Genomic DNA, 23,157 nt, shown 5'->3' with positions numbered 1-23,157 from the left:
CATATTGAAAGAAAGGTGATATTATGTCGAAAGTACGCAGTCCAAAACGTATAGCTTCAGCACTTGCAGTCAGTGTTTTATTAAGTTTATCCTTGGCAGGAGGGGCTTACGCGGACTCCGCTGCAGACATTGCACCCGGTGCTTTGACGACTCCGCCTCCGGTTGAAATGAATTTGAATTCTTCCATCAGCCTCTTAGCGAATAAATATTTGATCAACTACTATTCTACGATTAGCAAGGCAAGCGGCACCCAAGTGAGCATCAACGGATTTACGGGCGCTGGACAAGCCGTAGACAGCATCGGCATTAATTATGTTCTACAGCGCTGGACAGGGTCGGCTTGGGTGGATGCTGGCAGTGCATATGAAAACGGAACCAACAAGCTTTCGCTTAGCGGCACCAAAAATTTCAACGTTCAGGCAGGCTACTATTACCGTGGCAAAACCATTCATTGGATTAATGAGAACGGTACATATGAGGAAGGGACTTATTATACGAACTCGATATTAGTAGAACAGTAATTTCAATAGGTTATAACAAAGAAGGACACTTTATGCAAGTGTCCTTCTTTGTGTGTGCAGGTATGGTCCTAGTGTATGCTGTTGGCGATTTTAATGAATTCTTCTCTAGAGAACAATCCGCTAATATTCACCAATATTTTGTCATTGTCATGCAAAAAGCGGAGGTTGGTTTCAGTCAGGTAGGCTACGGCTCCGGATTTCAGCTTCAGCGTCTCGGTAACCTTTCCTCCAAGGCCGATGGACCGTTCTGCCGTCATGTCGATTAAATCGATGTAGAATACCTTTTCATCCGCATTCTTGTAGTGAAGATGAAGATCCAGGATCGGCGCGCTCTCGCTTTCCGCGATTCCCGTCGCCTCATAGAACTCAAAGCCTGGCGGAATATAGCCGATTTCAGGGATCTTGAATAATACGCGCTTTTGCGATTCGATTAAGGATTCGTCGGAATCCGTAAAGGGAACGTCTTCGGTTTCCACCAATTCAGCGGGCGGTACTTGATCGGCGTTATCTGGGACAGGGCTTATATCCGGCGGAGGCGCAGTAAGGGCCTTGCTGGGATCGACGGGCTCTTTCTTGCCGAATATCTGGCCCGTAATGCCGTTGCCCCAATCCACGATTTGCTGATAAATTGGCGATACGGCTTGCGTGACGGTAGGCTGGGAGAACACGAATGCCCCGAATGCCATGGAAGCTGCAATTATACCGGCCAACTGAAATCTGCGGCGTCGCTGTTTCCGATTGTTAAGTTTCTCGACCTGCAGCTTGACTTGCTGCCAGGATTGTCGCTTGGATTCGTTGTCCGTAGGGAGTGAGGAACGTGAAGCTGCACGATCAAAGGCTTCACCAAAGGCCTCGTCAAACCAATCATCGTATTTTTCGTTGCTCATCCAATTCACCCCACTCTCTATACAGCATTTTCTTAACGGATTCCCTGGCCCGGAACAAACGCTGCTTCACGATCTCTTCGCGAGTATTCAGCAGCTCCGCGATTTCCCTGTAGGTCAGGCTGTGCTTCCAACGATACTCAATCAATAGCTTGTATTCAGGCTTCAACTGGTCGAGGTACTGCCCGATCGATTCCTCCAGCAAATTCGATTCCACCTGGTGTTCGACGTTCGTGGAAGAAACTACCACGTCCTCTTCATTAATAAAAACACTATCGACATCCACTTGGTTACGGTATTTTTTATTTTTTCTTAAATAATTCATGGTTGAGTTTTTCGCGACGACACGGAGCCAGCCCCGCATCTTGCTTTCCGTTTCGAACTTCGGCTTGCTTGTGATCACTTTGATAAAGGACTCCTGAATGATATCCTCAACAGCAGCATGATCCCGTACGACATACAGTATTTGCCCATAAACGAGGTCATAAAATTCATAATAGATTTCTTCCTGAATAGGTTCGCTCAGATCAGCGAAATCTGCTGCAAGGAGGAGCTGTAATCGGTTGGACACGCGATAATCCCCTCTCTGGTGTAACCATCCTATTTCTCTCATCATTTTACAACATATCGGGTAAAAAAGCCCTACAAATTCTAGTAACAGCCGACTCTGGAGACCGGAGGCATCCCGGCTTATCCTATGGAATTCATGGTATGGGGCCCGCTTTTCGCCTCTGTTATCGGCAAGCCAATGAGCTGCGCCCATCTCTTCATCATATGCTCGGCCATCAATGGGTATTAATCGAATCTGGGATTGACTCGGCAAGAGAAAGGGCGGGGATGGACCAGATAAAAACAGGGCAGCCTCTGAGAATCAGGCTGCCCTGTTGATCGTTCTTAATCGAATGTTGGGTTGCTAGTCATGGTAACGGGAAATATGGCGACTATGCCCAGTTACCATCGATGAAGACCGGCTCTTCCTTGCCATCATGCGTGATACCCGTAATCTGAAGCTCCTTGGAGCCCATCATGAAGTCGACGTGGGTAATGCTGGTGTTCAGGCCGCTTGCCTGGAGCTGTTCGGACGTCATGGTCTTGCCGCCTTCTAGGTTGAAGGCATATGCGCTCCCGATAGCCAGGTGACAGGAGGCATTTTCATCAAACAGCGTGTTGTAATACAGGATGCCGCTTTCCGAGATCGGGGAGCGGTGGGGGACAAGAGCCACCTCGCCCAGATAATGCGACCCTTCGTCCATGGAGATCAGTCGGGTTAAAGTATCCTGGCCTTGTTCGGCGGAAAAATCGACGATGCGCCCGTTCTCGAACGTAATCGAGAAATTGTCGATGATGTTGCCGCCGTAGCTCAAAGGCTTCGTGCTGCGTACGGTGCCGTTGACGCCGGTTTTGAGAGGGGCGGTGAATACTTCCTCCGTCGGGATGTTGGCAACGAAGCGCTCGCCTTTTTCGTTGTGGCTGCCCGCCTGGGCCCATATATGACCCTCCGGCAGCTCGATTGTCAGATCCGTTCCAGGTGAAGTGAACCGGAGCTTGTGATATTTCTTGGCATTGAGTTCATCCGATTTGCGTTGAAGGGTATGGATATGCTCCTCCCACGCCCCAATAGGATCTTCCAGGTCCGCGCGAACCGCGTGGAAAATCGCGTCCCACATTTTGTCCACCTGTTGGCCGGCAGGAACGTCAGGAAACACCTTGGCGGCCCAATCGGGGGAAGCGTACGCTATGCCGGTCCAGCTCATTTTGTCGGCCTGCTGGTATTGCCGGTATTTCGACATGGCTGCGCCATATGTACGTTGATAATTGGATATACGCTCGGGATCGACTCCTTTTAACAGGTCGGGGTTCGAGGAGAGGATCGTCAAGAAAGCGGCTCCTTGTTCTGCAAGTTCGGTTACTTCCTCTGCGTAATAAGTCGGCGGTTCCAAAAAAACTTCGTCGGGCGCCAGATCGTACCGAATCCGATTCACGATTTCGTCACTGTAATTCACTTTCACTTGCTTGGCACCCGTTTCGTAGGCTTTCTTCACGATCAGACGCACCAGCGGCGCCGCATCAATCATGGCGTTAACCACCAGCGTTTGTCCCGGCTGCACGTTGGCGCCGACCTTGACTGCTAGCTCCGCATAGCGTTCCAATTTTTGTTCAAAGCTGGACATGACAGACCCTCCATTTCTTATATGCTGCCTCATAGCAACTTCAAGCGTTGTTTAGATTATCGCACAATTTTTAAGTTTGTAAATCAACCTCGGGTCAATTAAAGTCCGAAAAAGTTAAAAGAAAGCAGCTACTTCGCGAGAAATAGCTGCTTAATGCTGCATCTTATTCTTAAAATGCCCAGTTTCCTTTCAGGAATACGGGTTCTTCCTTGCCATCTGCCGTAACGCCGTAAATATCCATGTCGCCGGAGCCGATCATGAAGTCGACATGGGTTACGCTCGTATTGAGGCCGCTCTGAATCAGCTGCTCCTGATTCATGTCCTTGCCGCCCTCGAGACAGAAAGCATAAGCGCTGCCGAGCGCCAGGTGGTTGGAGGCATTCTCGTCAAACAACGTGTTGTAATACAGGATGTTCGACTCCGAGATCGGGGATTGATGCGGCACAAGCGCCACTTCACCAAGGTACCGTGCACCTTCATCCATGTTCAGGAGACGCTCCAAAGTCTCATACCCTTGCTCCGCCGTGAAGCTGACCACCTTGCCTTCTGCAAAAGTAAGGGAGAAGTTGTTTATGATGTTACCGGCATAACTCAATGGCTTCGTACTATGTACGGTCCCGTTGACGCCTGTTTTGAGCGGAGCGGTAAAGACTTCCTCAGTCGGCATGTTAGCCACGAAGGAGTGTCCTCGTTCGTTGATGCTGTCGCCTTGTGCCCAAATGTGCCCTTCCGGCAGCTCGATGGTAAGATCGGTTCCCGGCGCAACATAGTGGAGCTTCTTGTATTTCTTGGCATTCAGCACGGAGGATTTGGCTTCAAGCACTTCGAGATGTTGGTTCCAGGCCTCTACCGGGTTCTCCTGGTCCACACGTACGGTGTGAAAAATCGCATCCCACAATTTGCCGACCTGCTCGGATTCCGGAACATCCGGGAATACCTTCGCGGCCCACGCGGCCGAAGGAACTGCGACCAGGCACCAGCTGAACTTGTCGGACTGCTGATAGGCACGGTATTGCTTCAATGCTTCGCCCCGCGCCTTGTAGAAGTTTCCGATGCGCTCGGAATCGATGCCGCTGAGCAGATCGGGGTTCTCGGCCAGCACGTGCAGAACGGCTGCCCCGTTCTCGACCAGCTCCGTCATTTCTCCGGCATACCATTTTGGCGCTTCGGTAAATACGTCATCCGCAGCTTTTTCGAATTGAAGCCTTGTTATCGTTTCGTCGGTCCACAGGATCTTAACGAGGCGGGCCCCCGCTTCGTATGCCTTCTTAGCGATCAAGCGGGTAAACTCGGCGGAATCGACAGGAGCATGGACCACCAGCGTTTGCCCTTCCTGTATGTTGACTCCAACCTTTACGGCCAACTCGGCATATTTGTCCAGGTATGTATTGAAATCGGACATTTGGAACCCTCCAATGCAATTAATAATGTAACACCCCATATTATACTAGATCGAGCTGTATAAGAAAAACCATAATCAGCGATCAAGAAAAGTGATATACTGAGTCTTGTGAGTGCTTTACAACGTAACGAAGGAGCGTGAAAACGTGTCACAAGTCCGAATCGAGCGTGCGGATATGAAGCGGGATGATGCCGATCAATTCGTGGGATATACCGTATTTTCTATAGATGGACATGCCTCATCCTACGAGATCACCTTCCTGAGCAAGAACGGCCGGGATTGGGATTACAGTCTGAACTTTGCCGGCGAGCCGGGAATCGAGGAGCAGTTTCTCCAGATAGACGAACGGATCGAAAACGATGACGAGCTGTTTGACGATTTGCTGGATGCAGCCATTGATGCCAGCGAATTCGGGGAATCAGAGGCGGACTAAAGAAACGTATTTAAGAAACAAACCGTACACCTCTCTTAGATGGAGGCGTACGGTTTGTTTACATGCGGCAATGAGCGGGCCGGATAGCTTATCCTATTGTGATTCGTCCTTCGGGATGGCGATACAGCTCCTTGTTATTCTTGCGGCTAAGCGCGTAGGCAAGCGTTAGCGGTCCCAGCCGGCCGAGGAACATGAGCATGGCAATGGTAACCTTGCCAACCCCGGAGAGCTCGGTGGTCAGACCCATGGATAACCCGGCCGTGCCGAAGGCGGATACGGCTTCGAACAGAATCCTTAAGAATTCGCCTGATTCCGTAACGGACAGGAACATCGAGGCGCCTACCAATAGCAGCAGCGATAGAATCGTCAGCGTGATGGAGCGGTAAACCAGGGCTTGGGAGATGCGGTTGCGATAGAGCACCACATCGCGTTTTCCCTGAATCATCGTGACGACGGCACCGATCAGCACGGCAAAGGTAGTCACCTTGATGCCGCCTCCGGTCGATCCGGGGGCTGCCCCGATGAACATCAGGAGAATCATGAAGAACTGGGACGATTGCTCCAGACTCGCAATGTCCAGGGTGCTGACGCCTCCCGAACGGGGAGTGATCGATTGGAATATGGAAGCCATGATCTTTACCGGATACGAAAGAGGCCCCAAGGTTTTGGGATTGCTGTGCTCCAGGATAAAGATCATGACGGCCCCGATCACGATTAACAGGGACGTCACCGTCAAGACAACCTTGGAATGAAGCGAAAGCTTTTTGCATTTCGGATACTCGATGAGATCAAAGATAACGATGAAGCCGATGCCTCCAAGGAAAATCAGGAACATCACGATGATATTGACAAAAGGATCCGCTACATAGGTGGCAAACCCTGAGAAGGGGCCGTGAATTTGGCCAAAGAGATCAAAGCCTGCATTGTTGAAGATGGAGATGCTCTGGAATATGCCGAAGTATGCCGCATCGGAAAGCGGCATGATGGCAGAGAACCTGAGCGTCAGCAGCAAGGCGCCCGCGCCTTCTATGATCAGCGTGTAGACCAGCACTCTTCGGATGAGATCCACGATGCCTTGTATTTGGTATTGTCCCATCGCTTCCTGAAGGATCATCCGCTCCCGGAGCGAGATTCTGCGGTTGAACATCAATGCAATCCAGGTAGCCGAGGTCATAAACCCCAAGCCACCAAGCTGAACCAGCATAAGCATGACAATTTGTCCAAACATCGACCAGTGGGTGCCCGTATCCACGACGGTTAACCCCGTCACGCTGATGGCTGACACTGCCGTGAAGAGAGCATCTACCAGCGGAGTCGAAGTCCCGTCGGCGGTAGCGATAGGGAGCTTAAGCAGAAAAGTTCCGATCAGTGTGATCGATGCGAAACCGATCGCCAGAAATTTAGGAGGCGTCATTTGATTGCGTAGGTCTTTCTTTTTCATGCCGATTATCCTTTACCGAAAGTTTAATTTTGAAATCAATCTCTAATATAACACGAAAGGTGAATCATTTAACCATCATGAATTCGAACCGAGCACCGATTCCCGTTTTTATCCCGTTATTTATAGGGATTATAGCCATATCCTTTTCATCGATTTTCGTAAAATGGTCCGGTAGTCCCGTTTCCATTCAGGCCATGTACCGATTGGTGATCACGTTTCTGATCATGCTGCCGTTCGCGGGAAAGTACATGCCCGTTATCCGATCGCTGAAGCGCTCCGAAGTGCTTCTGCTGATTCTGTCAGGTGCGATGCTGGCCCTGCACTTTTTGTTGTGGATGGGCTCCCTGAAGTGGACTAGCGTAGCCAGTTCTACGATCATCCTGGCCCTTCAGCCGGTATTCGTCATGATCGGCGCCTACATCTGGTTTAAGGAGAAAACGTCGCTGGCGGCCATAGGAGGTATGGCCATCGCCTTTCTCGGCGTGTTCCTTCTCATTGGCAGCAGCGGCTTCAGCGGGAGCAAGGGACATCTGACCGGCGATATCATGTCTTTGCTGGGGACGGCCGCGGTGGCCGTCCATATGCTGCTCGGACAACTGTTGCTCAGAAGGCTGCCGTCATTCCTGTACAGCTGGCTGGTTTTTGCGGTAGCTGCTGCCGTATTGGCGGTATATAACGTGGGCATGCAGATTCCTCTGACCGGGTATTCCGCTCGCGAGTGGGGGATATTCGCCTTGTTGGCCGTCGTGCCCACGGTATTCGGTCATCTGCTATTCAATTGGCTGATGAAGTATGCGACTGCCTCCACCGTGTCGATGAGCGTTCTCGGAGAGCCGGTTGGAGCGAGTCTGCTGGCTTTTCTCCTGCTGAATGAGTCGATGAATTCGCTGCAAGCCGCAGGCGGAGCGCTGGTGCTGTTAGGGCTGGTATTGTTCTTGAAGGTCGGCAGAACCAAAAAGCAGCCGGTGGACGTCCAGCCTGAAGCGCTGGGCTGATCCCGCATTATTTTGCCTGGATAGACTAGTTCCCGCAAAATTAGCGCACACTGAACATTAAAAAGACAAAATATTACAATTATGGAATAAAGGCTTAGAACGGGGGCGCGCGTGAAAGCAGTCACTTATCAAGGCAGACATCGGATCAAAGTGAAGGAAATGAAAGACGCCGTTCTTCGGCACAGCGACGATATCTTGATTCGAGTCACCACCACGGCCATCTGCGGATCTGACTTGCATTTATATAACGGCGAGCTGAAGCATCTTAACGATGATTACATTATCGGCCATGAGCCGATGGGGGTCGTCGTGGATGCAGGGCCGGAAGTAAGCAAGGTCAACGTGGGGGATCGGGTGATCATTCCTTTTATCGTGTCTTGCGGCAAATGCATATTCTGCCAGAATCAAATGGAAAGCCAATGCGATTATGCTAACGAAGCCAAGGATACCGGCGGTTTTTTTGGATACAGCGACGCGTACGGCGGCTTTCAAGGCGCGCAGGCGGAACTGCTGCGGGTACCTTACGGTAATTTCATGCCCTTTGTCATCCCGGAGGATGCCGAAATGGAGGATGAGAAGCTGCTCATGCTGTCCGATGCGCTGCCAACCGCCATGTGGAGCGTGGAGAACGGAGGAGTTAAGCCCGGCGATGTCGTCATTGTCCTCGGATGCGGCCCGATAGGATTGTTAACGCAGAAGTTTGCATGGCTGAAAGGAGCGAAGCGGGTCATCGCCATCGACCATGTGGACTACAGGCTGGCGCATGCCAGCCGCACCAATCATGTGGAAACCTACAACTTCGAGAAGATACCCGAGATCGTGAACTATATCCTTGAGATAACCAAGGGCGGCGCCGACGTGGTCATCGATTGCGTGGGCCTGGATGCCAAACGGACTGGCATCGAGATGCTGGGCAGCATGCTGAAGCTTCAGGGAGGCTCCTTGGGGGCTTTTCGCATGGCTGTGAGAATGGTGCGCAAATACGGGACCATCCAGCTCACGGGCGTATATGGGCTTATCTACAATGCATTTCCGCTAGGCGAGCTGTTTGAACGCAATATTACGTTAAAAATGGGTCTTGCCCCGGTCATTCATTACATGCCCCGCCTGTATCAAATGTTGAAAGAGGGGGCGGTGCATCCTTCGGATATTATTACCCACCGGTTTCCGATGGAGAAGGCTGCCCTTGGCTATGATATTTTCAATGAGAGGAAGGATGGCTGTATCAAAGTCATCCTGAAGCCTTAGACCACGCCAATCCAATTAAAACGAGGAGCGTTTCGGAAGATGAGCAGCACGTCCGGAACGCTTTTTTATTTGTATGGAAAAAAAACGATCCCTGGCGTTGACAAGCCAGCAAGAAGTATTCATAGTAATGAAAAATAGAATTGTAGAGGGAGAGAGGAATCGAACACAGATGAGCACCAAGTCAGAACGGCTTCCCGCCGATATCGAGGGAAACCAGGCCAATTCCTATCTTCAAGGATTCAAGGATTGCATACCAACACTGCTGGGATACCTGAGCATCGGTTTTGCGGCAGGCGTCGTCGAGCGTACCGCAGGTTTCAGCCTGCTCGAGATCGCGCTCCTTTCGCTGCTGCTCTATGCGGGCTCCGGACAGTTCATAGCCGCGGGGATGGTAGCCGCCGCAAGCCCGGTCTTATCCATTATTGTCACGATATTTTTCGTAAATGCCAGGCATCTGCTGTTAAGCGCGGCGATTGCACCGTATTTTAAAGGGTTGTCCTCGGGAAAAAGCTTCTTCATCGGTTCCCTGCTAACCGACGAAACGTTTGGTGTGGCGGCAGCCAAGGCGGCCGAGCAGAAGAGGCTGGGTTATCGGTGGATGGTGGGACTGAATATTACGGCGTATCTGTTCTGGTGTGCAGCGAACGTTGCGGGAGGTCTTGTCGGAGCGTGGATACCGGAGCCGGAGAAGTTTGGCCTTGATTTTGCATTGCCTGGCATGTTTATCGGATTGCTGGCCCTGCAATGGATCAGCCGAAAGAAGTATAAACTGGACTTCATGGTGATTATGGTCGCCGCCGTTTCGGTAATCGCGATCAGTACGATCATGCCGGGAAGCGCAGCGGTCATCGCTGCGATTATGGTTGCGGCTACAGCAGGGATGGTGATCGAACGATGGAAATAAGATGGCATATCGCCATACTGATTATCGGATGCGCTGTCGTCACCCTGATTCCAAGGGTTCTGCCGCTCATGATTCTGAGCAAGCTCCGCATTCCGGAATTGATGATCCGTTGGCTGGATCATGTGCCGATCGCGGTCATGGCGGCGCTATTAGCGCAGGAGCTGCTCGTTAGTGACGGACGCGTGGATCCGGGGGGCCATACACTGGAACTGATAGCGGCTGTCCCTGCTTTTCTGACCGCATTTCTTACGAAAAGCCTGTTTGCCACCGTCATTGTCGGGATCCTAACCTTGGTGGGGCTCCGCTTGCTGATCTGACCAAACGAAGCGTTATGCATGAGATGTTTATCGTAGCCCTAACCGGAACGCTTGCAAACAGCCGTATTCCTTGGAATGACGAGGAATGCGGCTGTTTTATGTTCATTTGCCAGGGTCGCTTTGGGAAACTAGTGTGCCAAGCCAGTGACGGTAGGTTTCTTTCATGCCTTTTTCCAAGCTGAACAACGGACTCCACCTCAGCCGCTCCCGGGTCTTTTCATTATTCAGGCAGCTGTGCCGAATATCGCCGATCTTCGCGGGCAGATAATCGACATCGATGCGGTCTGGGTGCAGCCGGCTGATGAGATCGACGATCGTATTGACGGAATGGTCGGTGCCGGTGCTAACATGAAGCACACTCTGATCACCATGAAGGATGGAGGCAAGGTTGGCGTCAACCACATCTTTGACATAAATGAAATCCCGGGTCTGCAGACCATCGCCGTATATTGGGAGCGGCGCGCCTTGATACAGGCGTTCGCCGAAGACCGCCACGACGCCGCCTTCTCCCTTTGCGGTCTGACCCGGTCCGTAGACGTTTCCATAACGAAGAATGGTGTATTGCAGGCCGAAGAAGCGGTGATAAAGACGGATATATTGTTCGCCTGCTACTTTCGATAGCGCATAGAAGGAGACCGGGTTAACCGGATCGTCTTCCGTTAGCTGAGATCTCTCGAGGTCTCCATACACACCGGCTGTCGAAGCAAACACGATCTTACGAACGCCAGCCTTACGGCAAGCGTCCAGTATGTTTAGGGTGCCCATGACATTGGCATCCGCATCAAGCCGAGGTTCCTGGATCGATCGCTGCACATCGGCCTGTGCTGCTAAATGAAATACGACATCGGGCTTCAGCACCGAGATGTATGCCGTTGTCTGCTGACTGTTTACGTCAGCTACATGTAAAATCGCCTCACTGTGAAGGCGACCTGGTTCTCCGGTTGTCAGGTTATCAATTACATGGACTTCATAGCCTTGATTAACGAGTCCGTTCACCAGGTGGGAGCCGATGAAGCCCGCTCCGCCGGTTACAACCATCTTCATGCATAAACCCTCCAGCCTTTGATTGGGATGCATTATCCTACGTGGTACGGATGGATCATGCATTGGACACTTGACGGGGGAGCGAAGGAATGGGCGGATTAGATCGGTGTTTACATTCCTGTTATAATGGAAGCTGCAAATTAACATTACTTTTACAAAAGAGGGAATGGGAAATGGAACGCTACCTTGAACAAAGGTTGAAATTATGTGTACTCGTTTTTTTGACGCTCTTAGTCAAGCTGATCCTTCTAAGAGTGTTTCTGTTTAATGGGATTGCATGGGGGAAGGTGCTTACCGATGCACTGTCGCTCCTCGCCCTGATTAGCTTTCTGGAACTGCTGCTGCCGGTCAGAGGGAAAAAGACGGTCTATGTGATTCTAAATGTCGTCTTATCTTTCATCATGTTTGCATCGGCTGTTTATAACGTTCATTTTGGGTCCATACCGACGTATACCGCGCTTGCGGGTATCGGTCAAGTAAATCAGGTACGGGCCAGCATTACGGCTTTGCTAGAGCCGGAGCATTTTCTATTCTTCCTGGACCTGCTGCTCCTGCTGGTCATATGGGCGGTCCGGAAAATACGTTCACGCTCCCAAAGGGGCTTGCATTTCGGTGGAGCTCGTTCCGGATATTCCGTAACCTACTCACGCAGGCCTGGTCTGATGTGGCGTACTTCCATGACCGTTGTTCTTATCGTAGCGGTTGTTCTGTCCGGACTGATCATTCGCAAAGAATGGGGAATCGAGAATGAAATCGTGCGGGCGGAGCAAATGGGGTTCATGAACTACCAGGTGTCTGCTGTCGTGCGTAACTCGCAGGAGAAACGTGCGCTGGCTGAGGGAAGTCTGCAGGACACCATCCTGCGGTCCCAGCAGCTGCTCGCGACGTATCCTTACGTCAAGGAAGCAAAGGATAAGCCGGACTATTTCGGCGCTGCAAAAGGCAAAAATCTGATCATCGTCCAGATGGAGTCCTTGCAGAACTTTCCGGTGGGTCAATCCCTGAACGGCCAGGAACTGACACCGGTGATGAACGAGCTTGCGGATGGCGGCCTGTATTTCCCCCACGTCTTCCAACAGATCGGCCAAGGCAATACATCGGATGCCGAATTTGCGGTGAATACCTCGATCTATCCGACAGGAACGGTTGCCATGTCCACCGGTTTCGGAAATAAAGAGCTGCCGGGCCTTCCGCGTCTCTTGAACAAGCATGGCTATGCGACCGGCACATTCCACGTGAATGACGTGAAGTTCTGGGATCGCAGCAAGATGTACCCGGCGCTTGATTTTCAGCATTATTACGACAAGCCGTATTTTACGAATGATAACTTCAATGAATTCGGTCCTTCCGATGAAGAGTTGTTCCGAGTCGGCGTAGACAAGCTGCTGGAGAACCAACAGCAGAATAAACCTACCTATGCCCACTACATCACGGTCTCCAATCATTCTCCATACCATGTAAAGGATGAATTCGCGAAGATCACCTTGCCTGCCGAGCTGGAAGGGACCCATTTGGGAAACTATCTGAAGTCGGTGAACTATTCCGATTATGCGCTGGGAACGCTGGTAGACCGCCTGAAGCAGAACGGGCTGTGGGATGAAACGGTACTGGTCGTATATGGAGACCATTTCGGCATCAATCCGGCAGAAGCGGATGCGGAGATGATCTCGTCAACGCTGGGCATTCCTTACCATGAGCGCGTCAGTCGATTTAACATTCCGCTCATCATTCATGTTCCCGGCATGAAGGAAGGGAAGGTGGTTGAGCAGGTAGGGGGACAGGTGGATATTCTGCCTACCGTCGCAAACCTTCTGGGCGTCTCGCTCGATGAGGAGGGGTTTAACGCGTTTGGGCATGACCTGCTGAACGTGGACCGCAACGTTATAGGAATGAGGTATTATTTGCCGACGGGATCATTCTTTAACAACGACATTCTGTTCGTGCCGGGAGACGGGTTTGAGGACGGTACCGCAGTATCCTTGAAGACGCTTGAGCCCGTAACGGATTTCGAAAAATACCGCAGCGATTACGACTATATATTGCAGCTGATGAAAATGTCCGATGAGTACGTGAAAATGCTGCCCAAGCGGGCACCGTAAAGCCAACAATTCGTTAAAATAGGAAAGGGATTGTTTCATTAAGCCGGAAACTGGCTTTGATGAAGCAGTCCCTATTTTTATACGGAGGCTTCAGTGAAGGATTGCCTCACTTTCGTGGCCTGTGCTATTATTATCCTTATTGTTAACCTATTCATTATTAAAAATGGTTGACAATCAGAATGGAGAGGGAGATTTTGAATATGACAACACAAACCCATTACGATTGGTTGACGCTGGCGGATCGGGTCGTGAAAGGACATGAAGTGACCCCGGCCGAAGCCTTGGCGGTTCTGAACAGCGAGGACGGGGAACTTCTGAACATTATGCAGGCCGCCTACCACATCCGTCGCGAGTATTATGGAAACAAGGTTAAGCTGAACATGATCGTGAACGCGAAATCCGGCCTCTGTCCTGAGGATTGCGGATATTGCTCCCAGTCCATCGTGTCGGAAGCGCCCATCGAAAAATACGCATGGCTGACCAAGGACAAAATTCTGGAAGGCGCGCGCGAGTCGATTCGCCGTAAAGCGGGAACTTATTGCATCGTGGCATCCGGACGCCGCCCTTCCAATCGGGAGATTGATCATGTAGCCGAAGCGGTGAAGGAGATTACCCGGACGACCGATCTGAAGGTGTGCTGTTGCCTGGGCTTCTTGAACGAGGAACATGCGCGCAAGCTCGCCGATGCCGGGGTCCATCGATACAACCATAATCTGAATACTTCCAAAGATAATTACGGGCATATTACGACTACGCATACATACGATGACCGGCTTGACACGGTGAAGCAGGCAAGCTCTTCCGGAATGTCCCCTTGCTCCGGAGCGATTTTCGGAATGGGGGAGAGCATAGAAGAACGGGTGGAGATTGCGTTTGCTCTGAAATCGCTTGGAGCGGATTCGATTCCATGCAATTTTCTGAATCCGATCGAGGGAACCCCTCTGGAAGGACGCAGGGAATTGACACCGATTATGTGTTTGAAGATTCTTGCCATGATGCGGTTTGTTAACCCGACGAAGGAGATACGGATTGCAGGGGGGCGGGAAGTGAACCTGCGATCCCTTCAACCCCTTGGCCTGTACGCGGCGAACTCCATATTCATCGGCGATTATTTAACGACAGAAGGCCAGGCCCATACGGCCGACTGGGGATTGATTGAAGACCTTGGGTTTGAAATTGAAGAAAACGCGCTGTCATGATGTATTGACAATTAGGTGCGGAGCACATACTATATACCCGTAGGGGTAGGATTGGCGTTTTTTTAAGCCCGTGATCTTACCGCCATGCATCATGCTGAAACACATGATATTGATGGGGGAATGCTTCGTGCTGATTGCATCTGCCGCACTGATAATCTTTATATCCGGTCTCTACTACCGGAGGTATGTACCTATAACAGGTTTGCGCTTCATGAAGTGCAGTGATCTTCGTCTGGCACAGAAGGAATGCCCGAATCTGAAAGTGCTTGATGTACGCGATGTGTCCGAATTCATGGAATGTCCGAGGAAAGAGACCATAAACATCTCGCTTGGAAGGTTGCCGTATGTGTGGGAGAAGGAGCTCAAGCCCGATGATTCCGTAGTTATCGTAACGCCCAAGCGCTCGGATGGAATCCTGGCTGCGCGCAAGCTGAAGAAGGCCGGCTTTACTTCGCTTTTTTATTTGCAGGAAGATTGCACGGCGTGCAATTCCGTGCAGCGCGCATCGATGAATTGATCCCGATCTGATCAGCAGGTTCATGCTGGTCAGATTTTTTTTTGCAAAAGTTGAACGCTTTAATGGTTTGACAATGATAATCGTTATCATTTAGAATGGTATATAGTTCGTTTAATTAGGCAGATTTTCGCTAAGGGAGTGTTTATGGATATGTTGATCGAGACTAAAACGATTATTGTTAAAGCAGGCACCTCCAACCTGGTCGTGGAACGTTTCAGCAAGCCGGGACCCATTGAAGAAATTGAAGGATTTATCGATCTGAACGTTCTTGTGAAGAATGCGAAACGTACCGACGAAACGGAAGAAGTTATCGTGATGATACGCTGGGAGTCGAAAGAAGCGTGGAAACGCTGGGAAACCAGTCCCGCGCACATCCAAGGACACCGCGACAACCGCGGAAAGCCGCAGCCTGAGCATGTCATCAGCTCCAGCCACGGCATGTACGAGGTCATGGCATCCAAAGGGCCGAGACCGATTCAACAGGCATAATCATTCTCTATATTCCAGAAGAAGCGGCTGCAGCAGCCGCTTCTTCTTTTTTAGTTTCCTTGTCGATTCTAAGGGGCTGACAGGGGTTAAAACGACGGAATTTAGGGAACCGTAAAGGGATGAAAGGCAAGAACAACTAATCATTCCACCTTCTGCTGGGAGGAAGTCAACCATGTATCATCTGTACAGCCATAACGATTTGGATGGCGTCGGCTGCGGCATCATCGCCAAATGCGCCTTCGGTGAAGGAATCGATGTCCGTTACAACTCCATTCACGGATTAAATCAACAAGTCGAAAGGTATTTGAACCGGACCTCCGTTCAGGAGAATCCATACGATATGCTGTTCATTACGGATTTGTCGGTCTCTCCTGACATCGAGAAGGAATTGAACGTGTTTGTCGAAGAGGGGGGACAGGTGCAGCTTATCGATCACCATAAAACCGCCCTCCACCTCAATGAACACAGCTGGGGACAAGTGGATGTAACGCATCGGGACGGCCGCTTGGCATCGGCAACCTCGCTGTTCTATGAATATTTAATCGAGCATGGACATCTCGGCAGAACCGAAGCGCTGGACGAATTCGTTGAGCTGGTGCGTCTCTATGATACATGGGAATGGGAAGAGAGCGGCAAGATCGAGGCTAAGCGCTTGAATGACTTGTTCTACATGTTGTCCCTGGACGAATTCGAGAGCAAGATGTCTGAGCGCCTCCGGGAATCGCACGAGGGCTTCTTCTTTGATGAATTTGAACAGAAAATCCTGGACATGGAAGAGAATAAAATCGAGCGTTACATTCGCCGCAAGCAGCGGGAACTCATTCAAACCTTCGTCGAGGAGCATTGCGTCGGCATCGTTTACGCCGAATCCTATCATTCCGAGCTTGCCAGCGAGCTGGGAACGAGCTATCCCCATCTTGACTACATCGCGATACTGAATATGGGCGGAAGAAAAATGAGCCTTCGAACCATTCATGATCATGTGGACGTGTCCGAAGTGGCGATGCGGTATGGCGGTGGCGGCCATGCCAAGGCTGCGGGGTGCACCATAACAGAGGATGTGTATCAATTGTTTGCGGCGGACTCGTTTGAGCTGGAACCGATCCGGTTCGATGCTTCGCGCAATCAGTTCAATATCAAAGGAAGCGAGTCCGGCGTGCTGTACGAAAGCTGGGGCGAGGATTTGCTGTTTGTTTACGCCCATGCCGGGGAATGGGTGATCGAGTGGAACGGAGAACCTCTCCCATTCCGGTTCAGGTCGTTCGAGGAAGCAGAGCGGCATATGAAGCGCCAGTACGGGGTCTGGTTGTCCCGGGATGACGTATTTGTGAAGATGCTGAAGGAACAATGGATCCGAAACCGTACCCATGAGCGTCCAGGCTTGCCGCCGGATATGGATGAGGAGAAATTAATGGAAGATCTGTAGACCGATCAGCAGGAAGAATGATCTCGCACGATGCGCTGTATTGTGAAGACAGGAGGAATATTCGGTGAAAAAAATGATCGCCGGCTGGGCCCTTGCCCTGCTGACGGCAGGTATCCTCGCTTGGAGTCAAACGCAGAGCCATTCCGAGCCCTCCATTCCCTCGGCGGTTCACAGCAAAGAACTGCTGAAGGATGTTCCCGTACCTTGGTCCGCCACGAAAAACACGATTCGGTTGAATACATCCGATCCAGTAAGTGCGGCCGTACTGACTTCCAAGACGCTGTGGCAGTCCACGAACGTGCACAGCCGTCCGCAGACCGTGATCCTCGTGGATTCGGCTCACTGGTCGATCGCGGCTGTCAGCGTCGATCTGACGCAGCTTAGCGAGGGGCCTTTACTCTTCGTTGAAGAAGGGGGGATCCCGAAGGAAACCTTGGAAGAGCTGAGACGGCTGAAGCCGAGGGGGGCGGAGCACAACAAGGGGATTGAGATCATTACCGTCGGCCCGATCTCGGATCAGGTGATGAAAGAGCTGAACGGACTTGAATACAAGGCCGATCACATTCCTGCCGGGGAAGCCGCGGAAGCTGCAGCAGCAATTGATGCCTATGCTTCCAGGGTAAACGGTTCAGTACCGACCTCGGTTATTGTCGGATCGATGGAACGGCCCGACTATACGCTGCCCGCGGTAAGCTGGATTGCCCATATGCCGGAAACGATGCTGTATGTCAGCGAGAAGGACGTGCCCGAAGAGACGGCGCAGGCCCTAAGGCAGCGTAACGGGAAGGCCAATATCTACGTCATCGGACCTGAAAAGGTGGTGTCCCAGGCCGTTGAAGACGAGCTGCGGCAATATGGGAAGGTAACGCGCATAGCCGGAGACGATCCGTATGAGAATGCCATTCATTTTGCCCAGTATCATGATCCCGGGACGGGTTTTGGCTGGGGAGTACAATCGCCGGGATACAGTTTCTCCTTCTCGAGGCCGGACTCGCCGGCATTGTCCATTGCGGCCGCTCCATTGTCCCATATGGGTAAACACGCCCCTCTATTGTTTACGGAGCGCGACGGAGTGCCACGCTCGATTACGAAGTATGTTGACTCGATCAGGCAACAGAGTGACGCCACCAAAGTGGATACTCCCTATAATCATGCCTGGATCATCGGAGATGAACAGACCCTGACCACCAAGCTCCAGAGTGAGATTGATGAAATTCTGGATACGCCTGCAGGACATGATTGATGGAGCCGCAAATAGCATTGGCAGATGAAGCTGCATATGGAATGCAAAAAGAAACCGTTCCTCGTAATTGGCGGGCCGCACGTCCCTAGTTCCGAGAAACGGTTCTTTTGCATGTTTGAAGTACGATAGGGGAATGATTCGCTTGCAGCACCTTCAATAGAAAAAAGAGGGTATCCCTCGAGATCCAGGATCTTTTGGGACGCCCTCTTTGATATTGGTCATACGTTCGTGATAACGAACGATGATCGACGGTACACGTTCACCCCAGATTTTCGCGAGACTTAAGCGTACCAGCCCCATATGAAGATGAACAGCGTTCCGAAGATGGTAACCAGCCCTACGAACAGGGCGAACGCAATGTTGATATAGACGGACTTTTTGTCTTCGCTTTCGCCGACGTGCATGAACAGCATAAGCTGAACGGCTGCCTGCAGGATCGCGGTGACCAGCAGAACGGCCACTTTCGAAGCTGCCGGCATATCCAGCAGAACGACGAGCGCGACAGCTGAAAGGACGAGGGACGATATATAACCCGCTACATGCTTAATTGGAAACAGCTGTTTTAACATGTCACATCAGTCCTTTCAGATACACGAAGCTGAAAATGAAGATCCACACAACGTCCAGGAAGTGCCAGTAGAGCGAGAAGATAAAGGACTTGTTGGCTGTGGAATGATCCAGTCCATGCTTTTTAAGTTGAATCAGAATGGCGGTTCCCCACAGGAGACCGAAGGTTACGTGAGCTCCGTGCGTGCCAAGCAATGTGAACAAGCTGGAGGAGAAGGCGCTGGTTGAGAGCGTTACTCCTTCATGAACATAGGTGAAGAATTCAAAGATCTCGATCCCGAGGAATCCCGCACCCAGCAGCAGGGTGATGACCATGAAGATCATCATCTGCTTTTTCAGGCCCAGACGCATCGCATGAACAGCCAAACCGATGGTGAAGCTGCTCGTTAAGAGCAGGAACGTCTCAAGCAGGACCGGCGTAATTTCAAAGATTTCCGCTCCGCTCGGACCGCTGGCAAAGCGGTTCACGAGAACGAAGTAGACGGTAAACAAGGTAGCAAAGAGCGCAATTTCAGCTCCGAGGAACAGCCAGAAGCCGAATATACGATTGCGGTTTTCCTCTGTTCCATATTCCAGCGGCTGAGTGGCATCTATTTTCATACCGTATCACCCCGCAGTTTCTGTTCGGTTTGAACAATCTCTTCAACCGGAATGTAATACCCGTGATCACGGTCGAAGGACATGGTAGCCATAATAATCAATACCGCGATACCGGCAACGATGGATGGAATCCACCAGCTGAATACCAGGAAGAAGCCCAGGAAGAAGAAGGCGATGCCCAGTATAAACGGTTTTCCGGTGTTGCTTGGCATGTGAATCTTCGTGATTTTCTCGTCCGAAAGCGGCTCGTTGTTTTTCTTGGAGAACCAGAAGGCGTCACGGCCTTTGACTTTCGGCGTTACCGCAAAGTTGTAAACAGGAACCGGACTTGGCGTCGACCATTCCAGTGATCGTGCATCCCATGGATCTCCCGTTTTGTCGCGCGGCTCGTAACGTGTACTCCAGTAAATGTTGTACACCAGAAGGATGAATCCGATCGCCAGTCCGACAGCGCCGACCATCGACAGCATATTCAGCGGACCAAAGCCGGTCTCGGCCGAATACGTGTACGTACGGCGGGTCATCCCCATAAGTCCCAGGAAGAACATTGGGAAGAACGTAACGTTAAATGAGATGGCAATGAACCAGAATGCGATTTTGCCAAGCTTTTCGTTCAGACGGAAGCCGAACACTTTAGGGAACCAGTAGTGGAAACCGGCAATGACGGCGAATACGGCGCCTGGAATTAGCACATAGTGGAAGTGGGCCACCAGGAACATCGTATTGTGATACTGATAGTCGGCACTGGCCATCGCCAGCATGACGCCGGTTACGCCGCCGATCGTAAAGATCGGAATAAAGGCAAGCGAGTAGAGCATCGGCGTCGTAAAGCTGATTCGGCCCTTGCGAAGCGTAAAGAGCCAGTTGAATATTTTGATCCCGGTCGGTACGGCAATCGCCATCGTCGTGATGGAGAAGAAACCGTTGACCATGGCCCCTTGACCCATCGTGTAGAAATGGTGGGCCCATACCAGGAAGGACAATCCGGAAATAATCGCCATACTCAATACCATGGAGCTGTAACCGTACAGGTTCTTTTTGGAGAACGCTGAGATGATCTCGCTGAAAATACCGAATGCCGGCAGAATAACGATATATACCTCAGGGTGACCCCATACCCAGAACAGGTTGGCCCAGAGCATATCCATACCCCCGTTGGCCATCGTGAAGAATTGCGAGCCGAAGATGCGGTCGAACATCATAAGCAGAAGCGCAATCGTAAGCACAGGGAAAGCAAAGATAATGATGACGCAAGTGATCAATACCGACCACGTAAACATTGGCATGCGCATCAGGGTCATACCCGGCGCGCGCATTTTCAGGATGGTTACGATAAAGTTAAGGCCTGTCAGCAAAGTACCAATCCCTGAAATCTGAAGCGACAGAGAGTAGTAGTTGTTGCCGACCGTCGGACTGAATTCGATACTGGCCAGCGGGAAGTAAGCGGACCAGCCGGCATCAGGCGATCCTCCTATAACGAAGGAAATGTTGAACAGCATCGCTCCGGCGAAGAACAGCCAGAAGCTGATTGCGTTCAGTTTAGGGAATGCAACGTCACGGGCACCGATCTGGAGCGGAACGATGACGTTCATCAGACCGAAAATAAACGGCATGGCCATAAAGAGGATCATGATGACCCCGTGAGTCGTGAATACTTCATTATAATGCTGACCGGTCAGAAACTTCATCTCCGGTGCGGCGGTCTGCGCACGCATCATGATCGCGTCGACGCCCCCGCGGAACAGCATGATCAATGCACAGATGATGTACATGACGCCAATTCTTTTGTGATCCACGGTCGTCAGCCATTCCCGCCACATATATCCCCACTTCTTGTAATAGGTCAAGCCGAAGAGGATTGCGAGCGAGACGAGCACGATACTCACCATGGCGCCGTAAATTAACGGATCACCGGTAACGAAAAATTCGTCCCATTTCATAAAGGCCTAGCTCCTTTCTGGATGTATGAAGTAGATCGGGTGAACAACGTTTCACTCACCGATTTAATGTCCATCATGTTGATGATTTGGGCTTTCTTCAGCCGGGAAGTTCGGCAGCGGTTCGTTTGGATCCACGTTCGTTTCGCTGTCAAATTCCGTTTCTTCCGTTGTTGCAGGATCCGGGTGGACGTCTTTATGGTCCTGATGCTCCTCATTGCCGTTGACGTCACCGCCATGATGATGGTCTTCGGATGGCGGCGGGCTGAATTCCAGATGCGTGTTAGAGAAGGTCATTCGTCCGACATGCGCGGTCTCCAGAAGCTTCTTGAACTCATCTTCCTTCAGTTCAGGCGCCGTATCCTTTACATCCTGAACCCACTCATCATACTCGGCAGAGGTCATGGCAAGAGCTTCGAACTCCATATGGGCAAAACCTTCGCCGTTGAAGTTCGCGTTACGGCCCATCATCGAACCCGGTACGTCGGCAACCATGTTCAGCTTGGTGATCATGTCGCTCATCGCGTACTTCTGTCCGTGAAGCTGAGGGATCCAGAAGCTTGTGATCGGACCGAACGAATACAGTCGGAACTCGATCGGACGATTGGTCGGAATGTTAACGTAATTGACGGTTTCGATTCCTTCTTCCGGATAGCTGAAATGCCATTTCCAGTTCGAAGAGGAAGCATAAATGACCAGAGGCTCTTGGTTCTCGTAGCCTTCAGGCACGTTCTCGACGGCCACCGTCGTTTTGACGGTTACGACCGAGAGCACGGCAACGATCAGGATCGGAATGGCAGTCCACAGAATCTCCAGCCATTTGTTGCCCTCTTCATGTGGCGGTTCATAACCTTCGTTGGATTTCTTGGCTCGATATTTCGTGAGCATGTAGATATAGAGCGCGTAAACTACCGCTAGGATTCCGACCATCATGAGAATGGAGAATATGATTGTATCGGATAGGGTTCTGGCAGCCGGTCCTTTCGGATCTAATACCGTGAGCGAGCTGCAGCCCGATAAGAGCAAGGTAAAGCATATAAACAATGCAAATAACGGCCCTCTTTTGTTCATGATGTACCCCTTTCCTTGAAACGTTCGTTCGATTCAATGTTACTGACACATCTATAGTAGAAAGTTCCGGTCGGCTTTGCAAAACACATAAACTTGTATAAATAACAGATAAATCCATATTCGTGTCAATGTATGTAATTTTATGTGTTCAATTTGTTACAAAAGGGGAGGGTTGTGAGCGAGATCATTGTAGTGGCGCGGTTTTGAGGCAGTTCATACTTTGTTCAAACATTCACGAGAGTTACCAGTTTCGTCACAATTCCGGGCCTGTTTTTCACTGGTTTCACCTCCTTAACCTGCCGAATAAATCCCAGTACTGATAAGGGTTTAGACGTGAAAGTGTAATTTTTCACAATAAAATCGAACTCGATTTTTATTTCCAGTTTACTTATTTAACCAAAAGGCTCGAAGACGCTTGTGATATGATATAACTAAAAATTGGAACGTGATATTTTGCTGGGAATTGTGAAACGCTTGACAGGAAAGAGAGGGGAGCCGGTGCGGTCGTTCTGGATATGGTTTTTATTTCTTGTTTTGAGCTGGCTTTGCGCCTTCGTCCCTGTGCTGCAGCATGTTGACCCGGATCCATTGCCTTGGCCATTGGGAAGCAGCGCCATTTTTTTCACGGGCTTCTTTTTGGCGCCGTTGT

Annotated in this window: 22 protein-coding genes; 12 read left to right on the top strand and 10 right to left on the bottom strand. The window is 50.9% G+C overall.

Going from position 1 to position 23,157, the window contains the following annotated elements:
* The first annotated feature begins 23 nt into the window (after positions 1 to 23).
* On the top strand, positions 24 to 521 hold the full coding sequence (locus AC3RCL_RS18040) for a hypothetical protein (RefSeq protein WP_009589388.1): 498 nt from the start codon (positions 24 to 26) through the stop codon (positions 519 to 521).
* 68 nt (positions 522 to 589) lie between these two features.
* Here the strand turns inward: AC3RCL_RS18040 and AC3RCL_RS18035 are convergent, their stop codons facing one another.
* From AC3RCL_RS18035 to AC3RCL_RS18020, 4 genes are all read right to left on the bottom strand, one after another.
* Positions 590 to 1,408, bottom strand: coding sequence for a DUF4367 domain-containing protein (locus AC3RCL_RS18035; RefSeq protein WP_492531155.1), 819 nt, complete (start codon positions 1,406 to 1,408; stop codon positions 590 to 592).
* Positions 1,386 to 1,976 (bottom strand): RNA polymerase sigma factor, encoded by a 591-nt coding sequence (locus AC3RCL_RS18030; protein WP_036665307.1) that lies wholly within the window; start codon positions 1,974 to 1,976, stop codon positions 1,386 to 1,388. The genes AC3RCL_RS18035 and AC3RCL_RS18030 overlap by 23 nt, the downstream gene beginning before the upstream one ends.
* A 370-nt stretch (positions 1,977 to 2,346) precedes the next feature.
* A complete protein-coding gene (locus tag AC3RCL_RS18025; protein WP_277748646.1) occupies positions 2,347 to 3,576 on the bottom strand; it encodes an aminopeptidase in 1,230 nt (409 codons plus the stop codon).
* 169 nt (positions 3,577 to 3,745) lie between these two features.
* Positions 3,746 to 4,978, bottom strand: coding sequence for an aminopeptidase (locus AC3RCL_RS18020; protein ID WP_036665303.1), 1,233 nt, complete (start codon positions 4,976 to 4,978; stop codon positions 3,746 to 3,748).
* Positions 4,979 to 5,123: 145 nt separating this feature from the next.
* Between AC3RCL_RS18020 and AC3RCL_RS18015 the strand changes: the two genes are divergently transcribed.
* Positions 5,124 to 5,411 (top strand): hypothetical protein, encoded by a 288-nt coding sequence (locus AC3RCL_RS18015; RefSeq protein WP_009589418.1) that lies wholly within the window; start codon positions 5,124 to 5,126, stop codon positions 5,409 to 5,411.
* 88 nt (positions 5,412 to 5,499) lie between these two features.
* On the opposite strand, the gene AC3RCL_RS18010 is transcribed toward AC3RCL_RS18015, so the two are convergent.
* Entirely contained in the window at positions 5,500 to 6,852 is a 1,353-nt protein-coding gene (locus AC3RCL_RS18010; protein WP_192572296.1) for a TrkH family potassium uptake protein, read from the bottom strand.
* A 77-nt stretch (positions 6,853 to 6,929) separates the two neighbouring features.
* Here AC3RCL_RS18010 and AC3RCL_RS18005 point away from each other — a divergent pair, with 77 nt between their 5' ends.
* The 4 genes from AC3RCL_RS18005 to AC3RCL_RS17990 all read left to right on the top strand — a co-directional run bounded on the left by AC3RCL_RS18005 (position 6,930) and on the right by AC3RCL_RS17990 (position 10,316).
* Positions 6,930 to 7,847 (top strand): DMT family transporter, encoded by a 918-nt coding sequence (locus tag AC3RCL_RS18005; protein WP_192572295.1) that lies wholly within the window; start codon positions 6,930 to 6,932, stop codon positions 7,845 to 7,847.
* A gap of 111 nt (positions 7,848 to 7,958) precedes the next feature.
* Positions 7,959 to 9,095, top strand: a complete 1,137-nt coding sequence (locus AC3RCL_RS18000) for a zinc-dependent alcohol dehydrogenase (protein WP_492531151.1) — start codon at positions 7,959 to 7,961, stop codon at positions 9,093 to 9,095.
* Positions 9,096 to 9,264: 169 nt separating this feature from the next.
* Positions 9,265 to 9,999 (top strand): AzlC family ABC transporter permease, encoded by a 735-nt coding sequence (locus tag AC3RCL_RS17995; protein WP_036670975.1) that lies wholly within the window; start codon positions 9,265 to 9,267, stop codon positions 9,997 to 9,999.
* Positions 9,990 to 10,316, top strand: a complete 327-nt coding sequence (locus tag AC3RCL_RS17990) for an AzlD domain-containing protein (protein WP_009589408.1) — start codon at positions 9,990 to 9,992, stop codon at positions 10,314 to 10,316. The genes AC3RCL_RS17995 and AC3RCL_RS17990 overlap by 10 nt, the downstream gene beginning before the upstream one ends.
* Before the next feature lie 102 nt (positions 10,317 to 10,418).
* Here AC3RCL_RS17990 and AC3RCL_RS17985 read toward each other — a convergent pair whose 3' ends face one another.
* Positions 10,419 to 11,360 carry an NAD-dependent epimerase/dehydratase family protein gene (locus AC3RCL_RS17985; protein WP_277748648.1) on the bottom strand — a complete coding sequence of 314 codons (942 nt, stop codon included), beginning with the start codon at positions 11,358 to 11,360 and terminating at the stop codon, positions 10,419 to 10,421.
* A 173-nt stretch (positions 11,361 to 11,533) separates the two neighbouring features.
* Between AC3RCL_RS17985 and AC3RCL_RS17980 the strand changes: the two genes are divergently transcribed.
* The 6 genes from AC3RCL_RS17980 to AC3RCL_RS17955 all read left to right on the top strand — a co-directional run bounded on the left by AC3RCL_RS17980 (position 11,534) and on the right by AC3RCL_RS17955 (position 18,333).
* Complete coding sequence (locus AC3RCL_RS17980; RefSeq protein WP_375119532.1) at positions 11,534 to 13,459, top strand: LTA synthase family protein; 1,926 nt, start codon at positions 11,534 to 11,536, stop codon at positions 13,457 to 13,459.
* A 200-nt stretch (positions 13,460 to 13,659) separates the two neighbouring features.
* The gene (bioB, locus tag AC3RCL_RS17975; RefSeq protein ID WP_492531148.1) at positions 13,660 to 14,658 is read left to right on the top strand and encodes a biotin synthase BioB; all 999 of its coding nucleotides are present in this window, start codon (positions 13,660 to 13,662) and stop codon (positions 14,656 to 14,658) included.
* Between the two features lie 127 nt (positions 14,659 to 14,785).
* A complete protein-coding gene (locus AC3RCL_RS17970) occupies positions 14,786 to 15,175 on the top strand; it encodes a rhodanese-like domain-containing protein (protein WP_015734771.1) in 390 nt (129 codons plus the stop codon).
* A 150-nt stretch (positions 15,176 to 15,325) separates the two neighbouring features.
* On the top strand, positions 15,326 to 15,664 hold the full coding sequence (locus AC3RCL_RS17965; RefSeq protein ID WP_492531146.1) for an antibiotic biosynthesis monooxygenase: 339 nt from the start codon (positions 15,326 to 15,328) through the stop codon (positions 15,662 to 15,664).
* 172 nt (positions 15,665 to 15,836) lie between these two features.
* Positions 15,837 to 17,090 (top strand): DHH family phosphoesterase, encoded by a 1,254-nt coding sequence (locus tag AC3RCL_RS17960; protein WP_492531144.1) that lies wholly within the window; start codon positions 15,837 to 15,839, stop codon positions 17,088 to 17,090.
* Positions 17,091 to 17,163: 73 nt separating this feature from the next.
* The gene (locus tag AC3RCL_RS17955) at positions 17,164 to 18,333 is read left to right on the top strand and encodes a cell wall-binding repeat-containing protein (protein WP_492536400.1); all 1,170 of its coding nucleotides are present in this window, start codon (positions 17,164 to 17,166) and stop codon (positions 18,331 to 18,333) included.
* 281 nt (positions 18,334 to 18,614) lie between these two features.
* On the opposite strand, the gene qoxD is transcribed toward AC3RCL_RS17955, so the two are convergent.
* The 4 genes from qoxD to qoxA all read right to left on the bottom strand — a co-directional run bounded on the left by qoxD (position 18,615) and on the right by qoxA (position 22,508).
* Complete coding sequence (gene qoxD / locus AC3RCL_RS17950) at positions 18,615 to 18,902, bottom strand: cytochrome aa3 quinol oxidase subunit IV (protein ID WP_009589381.1); 288 nt, start codon at positions 18,900 to 18,902, stop codon at positions 18,615 to 18,617.
* Between the two features lies 1 nt (position 18,903).
* On the bottom strand, positions 18,904 to 19,500 hold the full coding sequence (qoxC, locus tag AC3RCL_RS17945) for a cytochrome aa3 quinol oxidase subunit III (protein WP_009589471.1): 597 nt from the start codon (positions 19,498 to 19,500) through the stop codon (positions 18,904 to 18,906).
* Positions 19,497 to 21,440: a cytochrome aa3 quinol oxidase subunit I gene (gene qoxB, locus AC3RCL_RS17940; protein WP_009589459.1), complete on the bottom strand. Its 1,944-nt coding sequence runs from the start codon at positions 21,438 to 21,440 to the stop codon at positions 19,497 to 19,499. Before qoxB ends, qoxC begins: the two co-directional genes overlap by 4 nt.
* A gap of 63 nt (positions 21,441 to 21,503) precedes the next feature.
* Positions 21,504 to 22,508, bottom strand: coding sequence for a cytochrome aa3 quinol oxidase subunit II (gene qoxA / locus AC3RCL_RS17935; RefSeq protein WP_492531141.1), 1,005 nt, complete (start codon positions 22,506 to 22,508; stop codon positions 21,504 to 21,506).
* Positions 22,509 to 23,157: the final 649 nt, after the last annotated feature.

Source organism: Paenibacillus sp. MT86 (genome assembly GCF_058792535.1).
This window is presented reverse-complemented; position numbering and strand designations above follow the sequence as displayed.

Bases quoted from the DNA above. Each gene is read 5' to 3' on its own strand.
- AC3RCL_RS18040 (WP_009589388.1), top strand. From the start codon at position 24: ATGTCGAAAGTACGCAGTCCAAAACGTATAGCTTCAGCACTTGCAGTC.
- AC3RCL_RS18035 (WP_492531155.1), bottom strand. From the start codon at position 1,408: ATGAGCAACGAAAAATACGATGATTGGTTTGACGAGGCCTTTGGTGAA.
- AC3RCL_RS18025 (WP_277748646.1), bottom strand. From the start codon at position 3,576: ATGTCCAGCTTTGAACAAAAATTGGAACGCTATGCGGAGCTAGCAGTC.
- AC3RCL_RS18020 (WP_036665303.1), bottom strand. From the start codon at position 4,978: ATGTCCGATTTCAATACATACCTGGACAAATATGCCGAGTTGGCCGTA.
- AC3RCL_RS18010 (WP_192572296.1), bottom strand. From the start codon at position 6,852: ATGAAAAAGAAAGACCTACGCAATCAAATGACGCCTCCTAAATTTCTG.
- AC3RCL_RS18005 (WP_192572295.1), top strand. From the start codon at position 6,930: ATGAATTCGAACCGAGCACCGATTCCCGTTTTTATCCCGTTATTTATA.
- AC3RCL_RS17995 (WP_036670975.1), top strand. From the start codon at position 9,265: ATGAGCACCAAGTCAGAACGGCTTCCCGCCGATATCGAGGGAAACCAG.
- AC3RCL_RS17990 (WP_009589408.1), top strand. From the start codon at position 9,990: ATGGAAATAAGATGGCATATCGCCATACTGATTATCGGATGCGCTGTC.
- AC3RCL_RS17985 (WP_277748648.1), bottom strand. From the start codon at position 11,360: ATGAAGATGGTTGTAACCGGCGGAGCGGGCTTCATCGGCTCCCACCTG.
- AC3RCL_RS17980 (WP_375119532.1), top strand. From the start codon at position 11,534: ATGGAACGCTACCTTGAACAAAGGTTGAAATTATGTGTACTCGTTTTT.
- bioB (WP_492531148.1), top strand. From the start codon at position 13,660: ATGACAACACAAACCCATTACGATTGGTTGACGCTGGCGGATCGGGTC.
- AC3RCL_RS17965 (WP_492531146.1), top strand. From the start codon at position 15,326: ATGTTGATCGAGACTAAAACGATTATTGTTAAAGCAGGCACCTCCAAC.
- AC3RCL_RS17960 (WP_492531144.1), top strand. From the start codon at position 15,837: ATGTATCATCTGTACAGCCATAACGATTTGGATGGCGTCGGCTGCGGC.
- AC3RCL_RS17955 (WP_492536400.1), top strand. From the start codon at position 17,164: ATGATCGCCGGCTGGGCCCTTGCCCTGCTGACGGCAGGTATCCTCGCT.
- qoxD (WP_009589381.1), bottom strand. From the start codon at position 18,902: ATGTTAAAACAGCTGTTTCCAATTAAGCATGTAGCGGGTTATATATCG.
- qoxC (WP_009589471.1), bottom strand. From the start codon at position 19,500: ATGAAAATAGATGCCACTCAGCCGCTGGAATATGGAACAGAGGAAAAC.
- qoxB (WP_009589459.1), bottom strand. From the start codon at position 21,440: ATGAAATGGGACGAATTTTTCGTTACCGGTGATCCGTTAATTTACGGC.
- qoxA (WP_492531141.1), bottom strand. From the start codon at position 22,508: ATGAACAAAAGAGGGCCGTTATTTGCATTGTTTATATGCTTTACCTTG.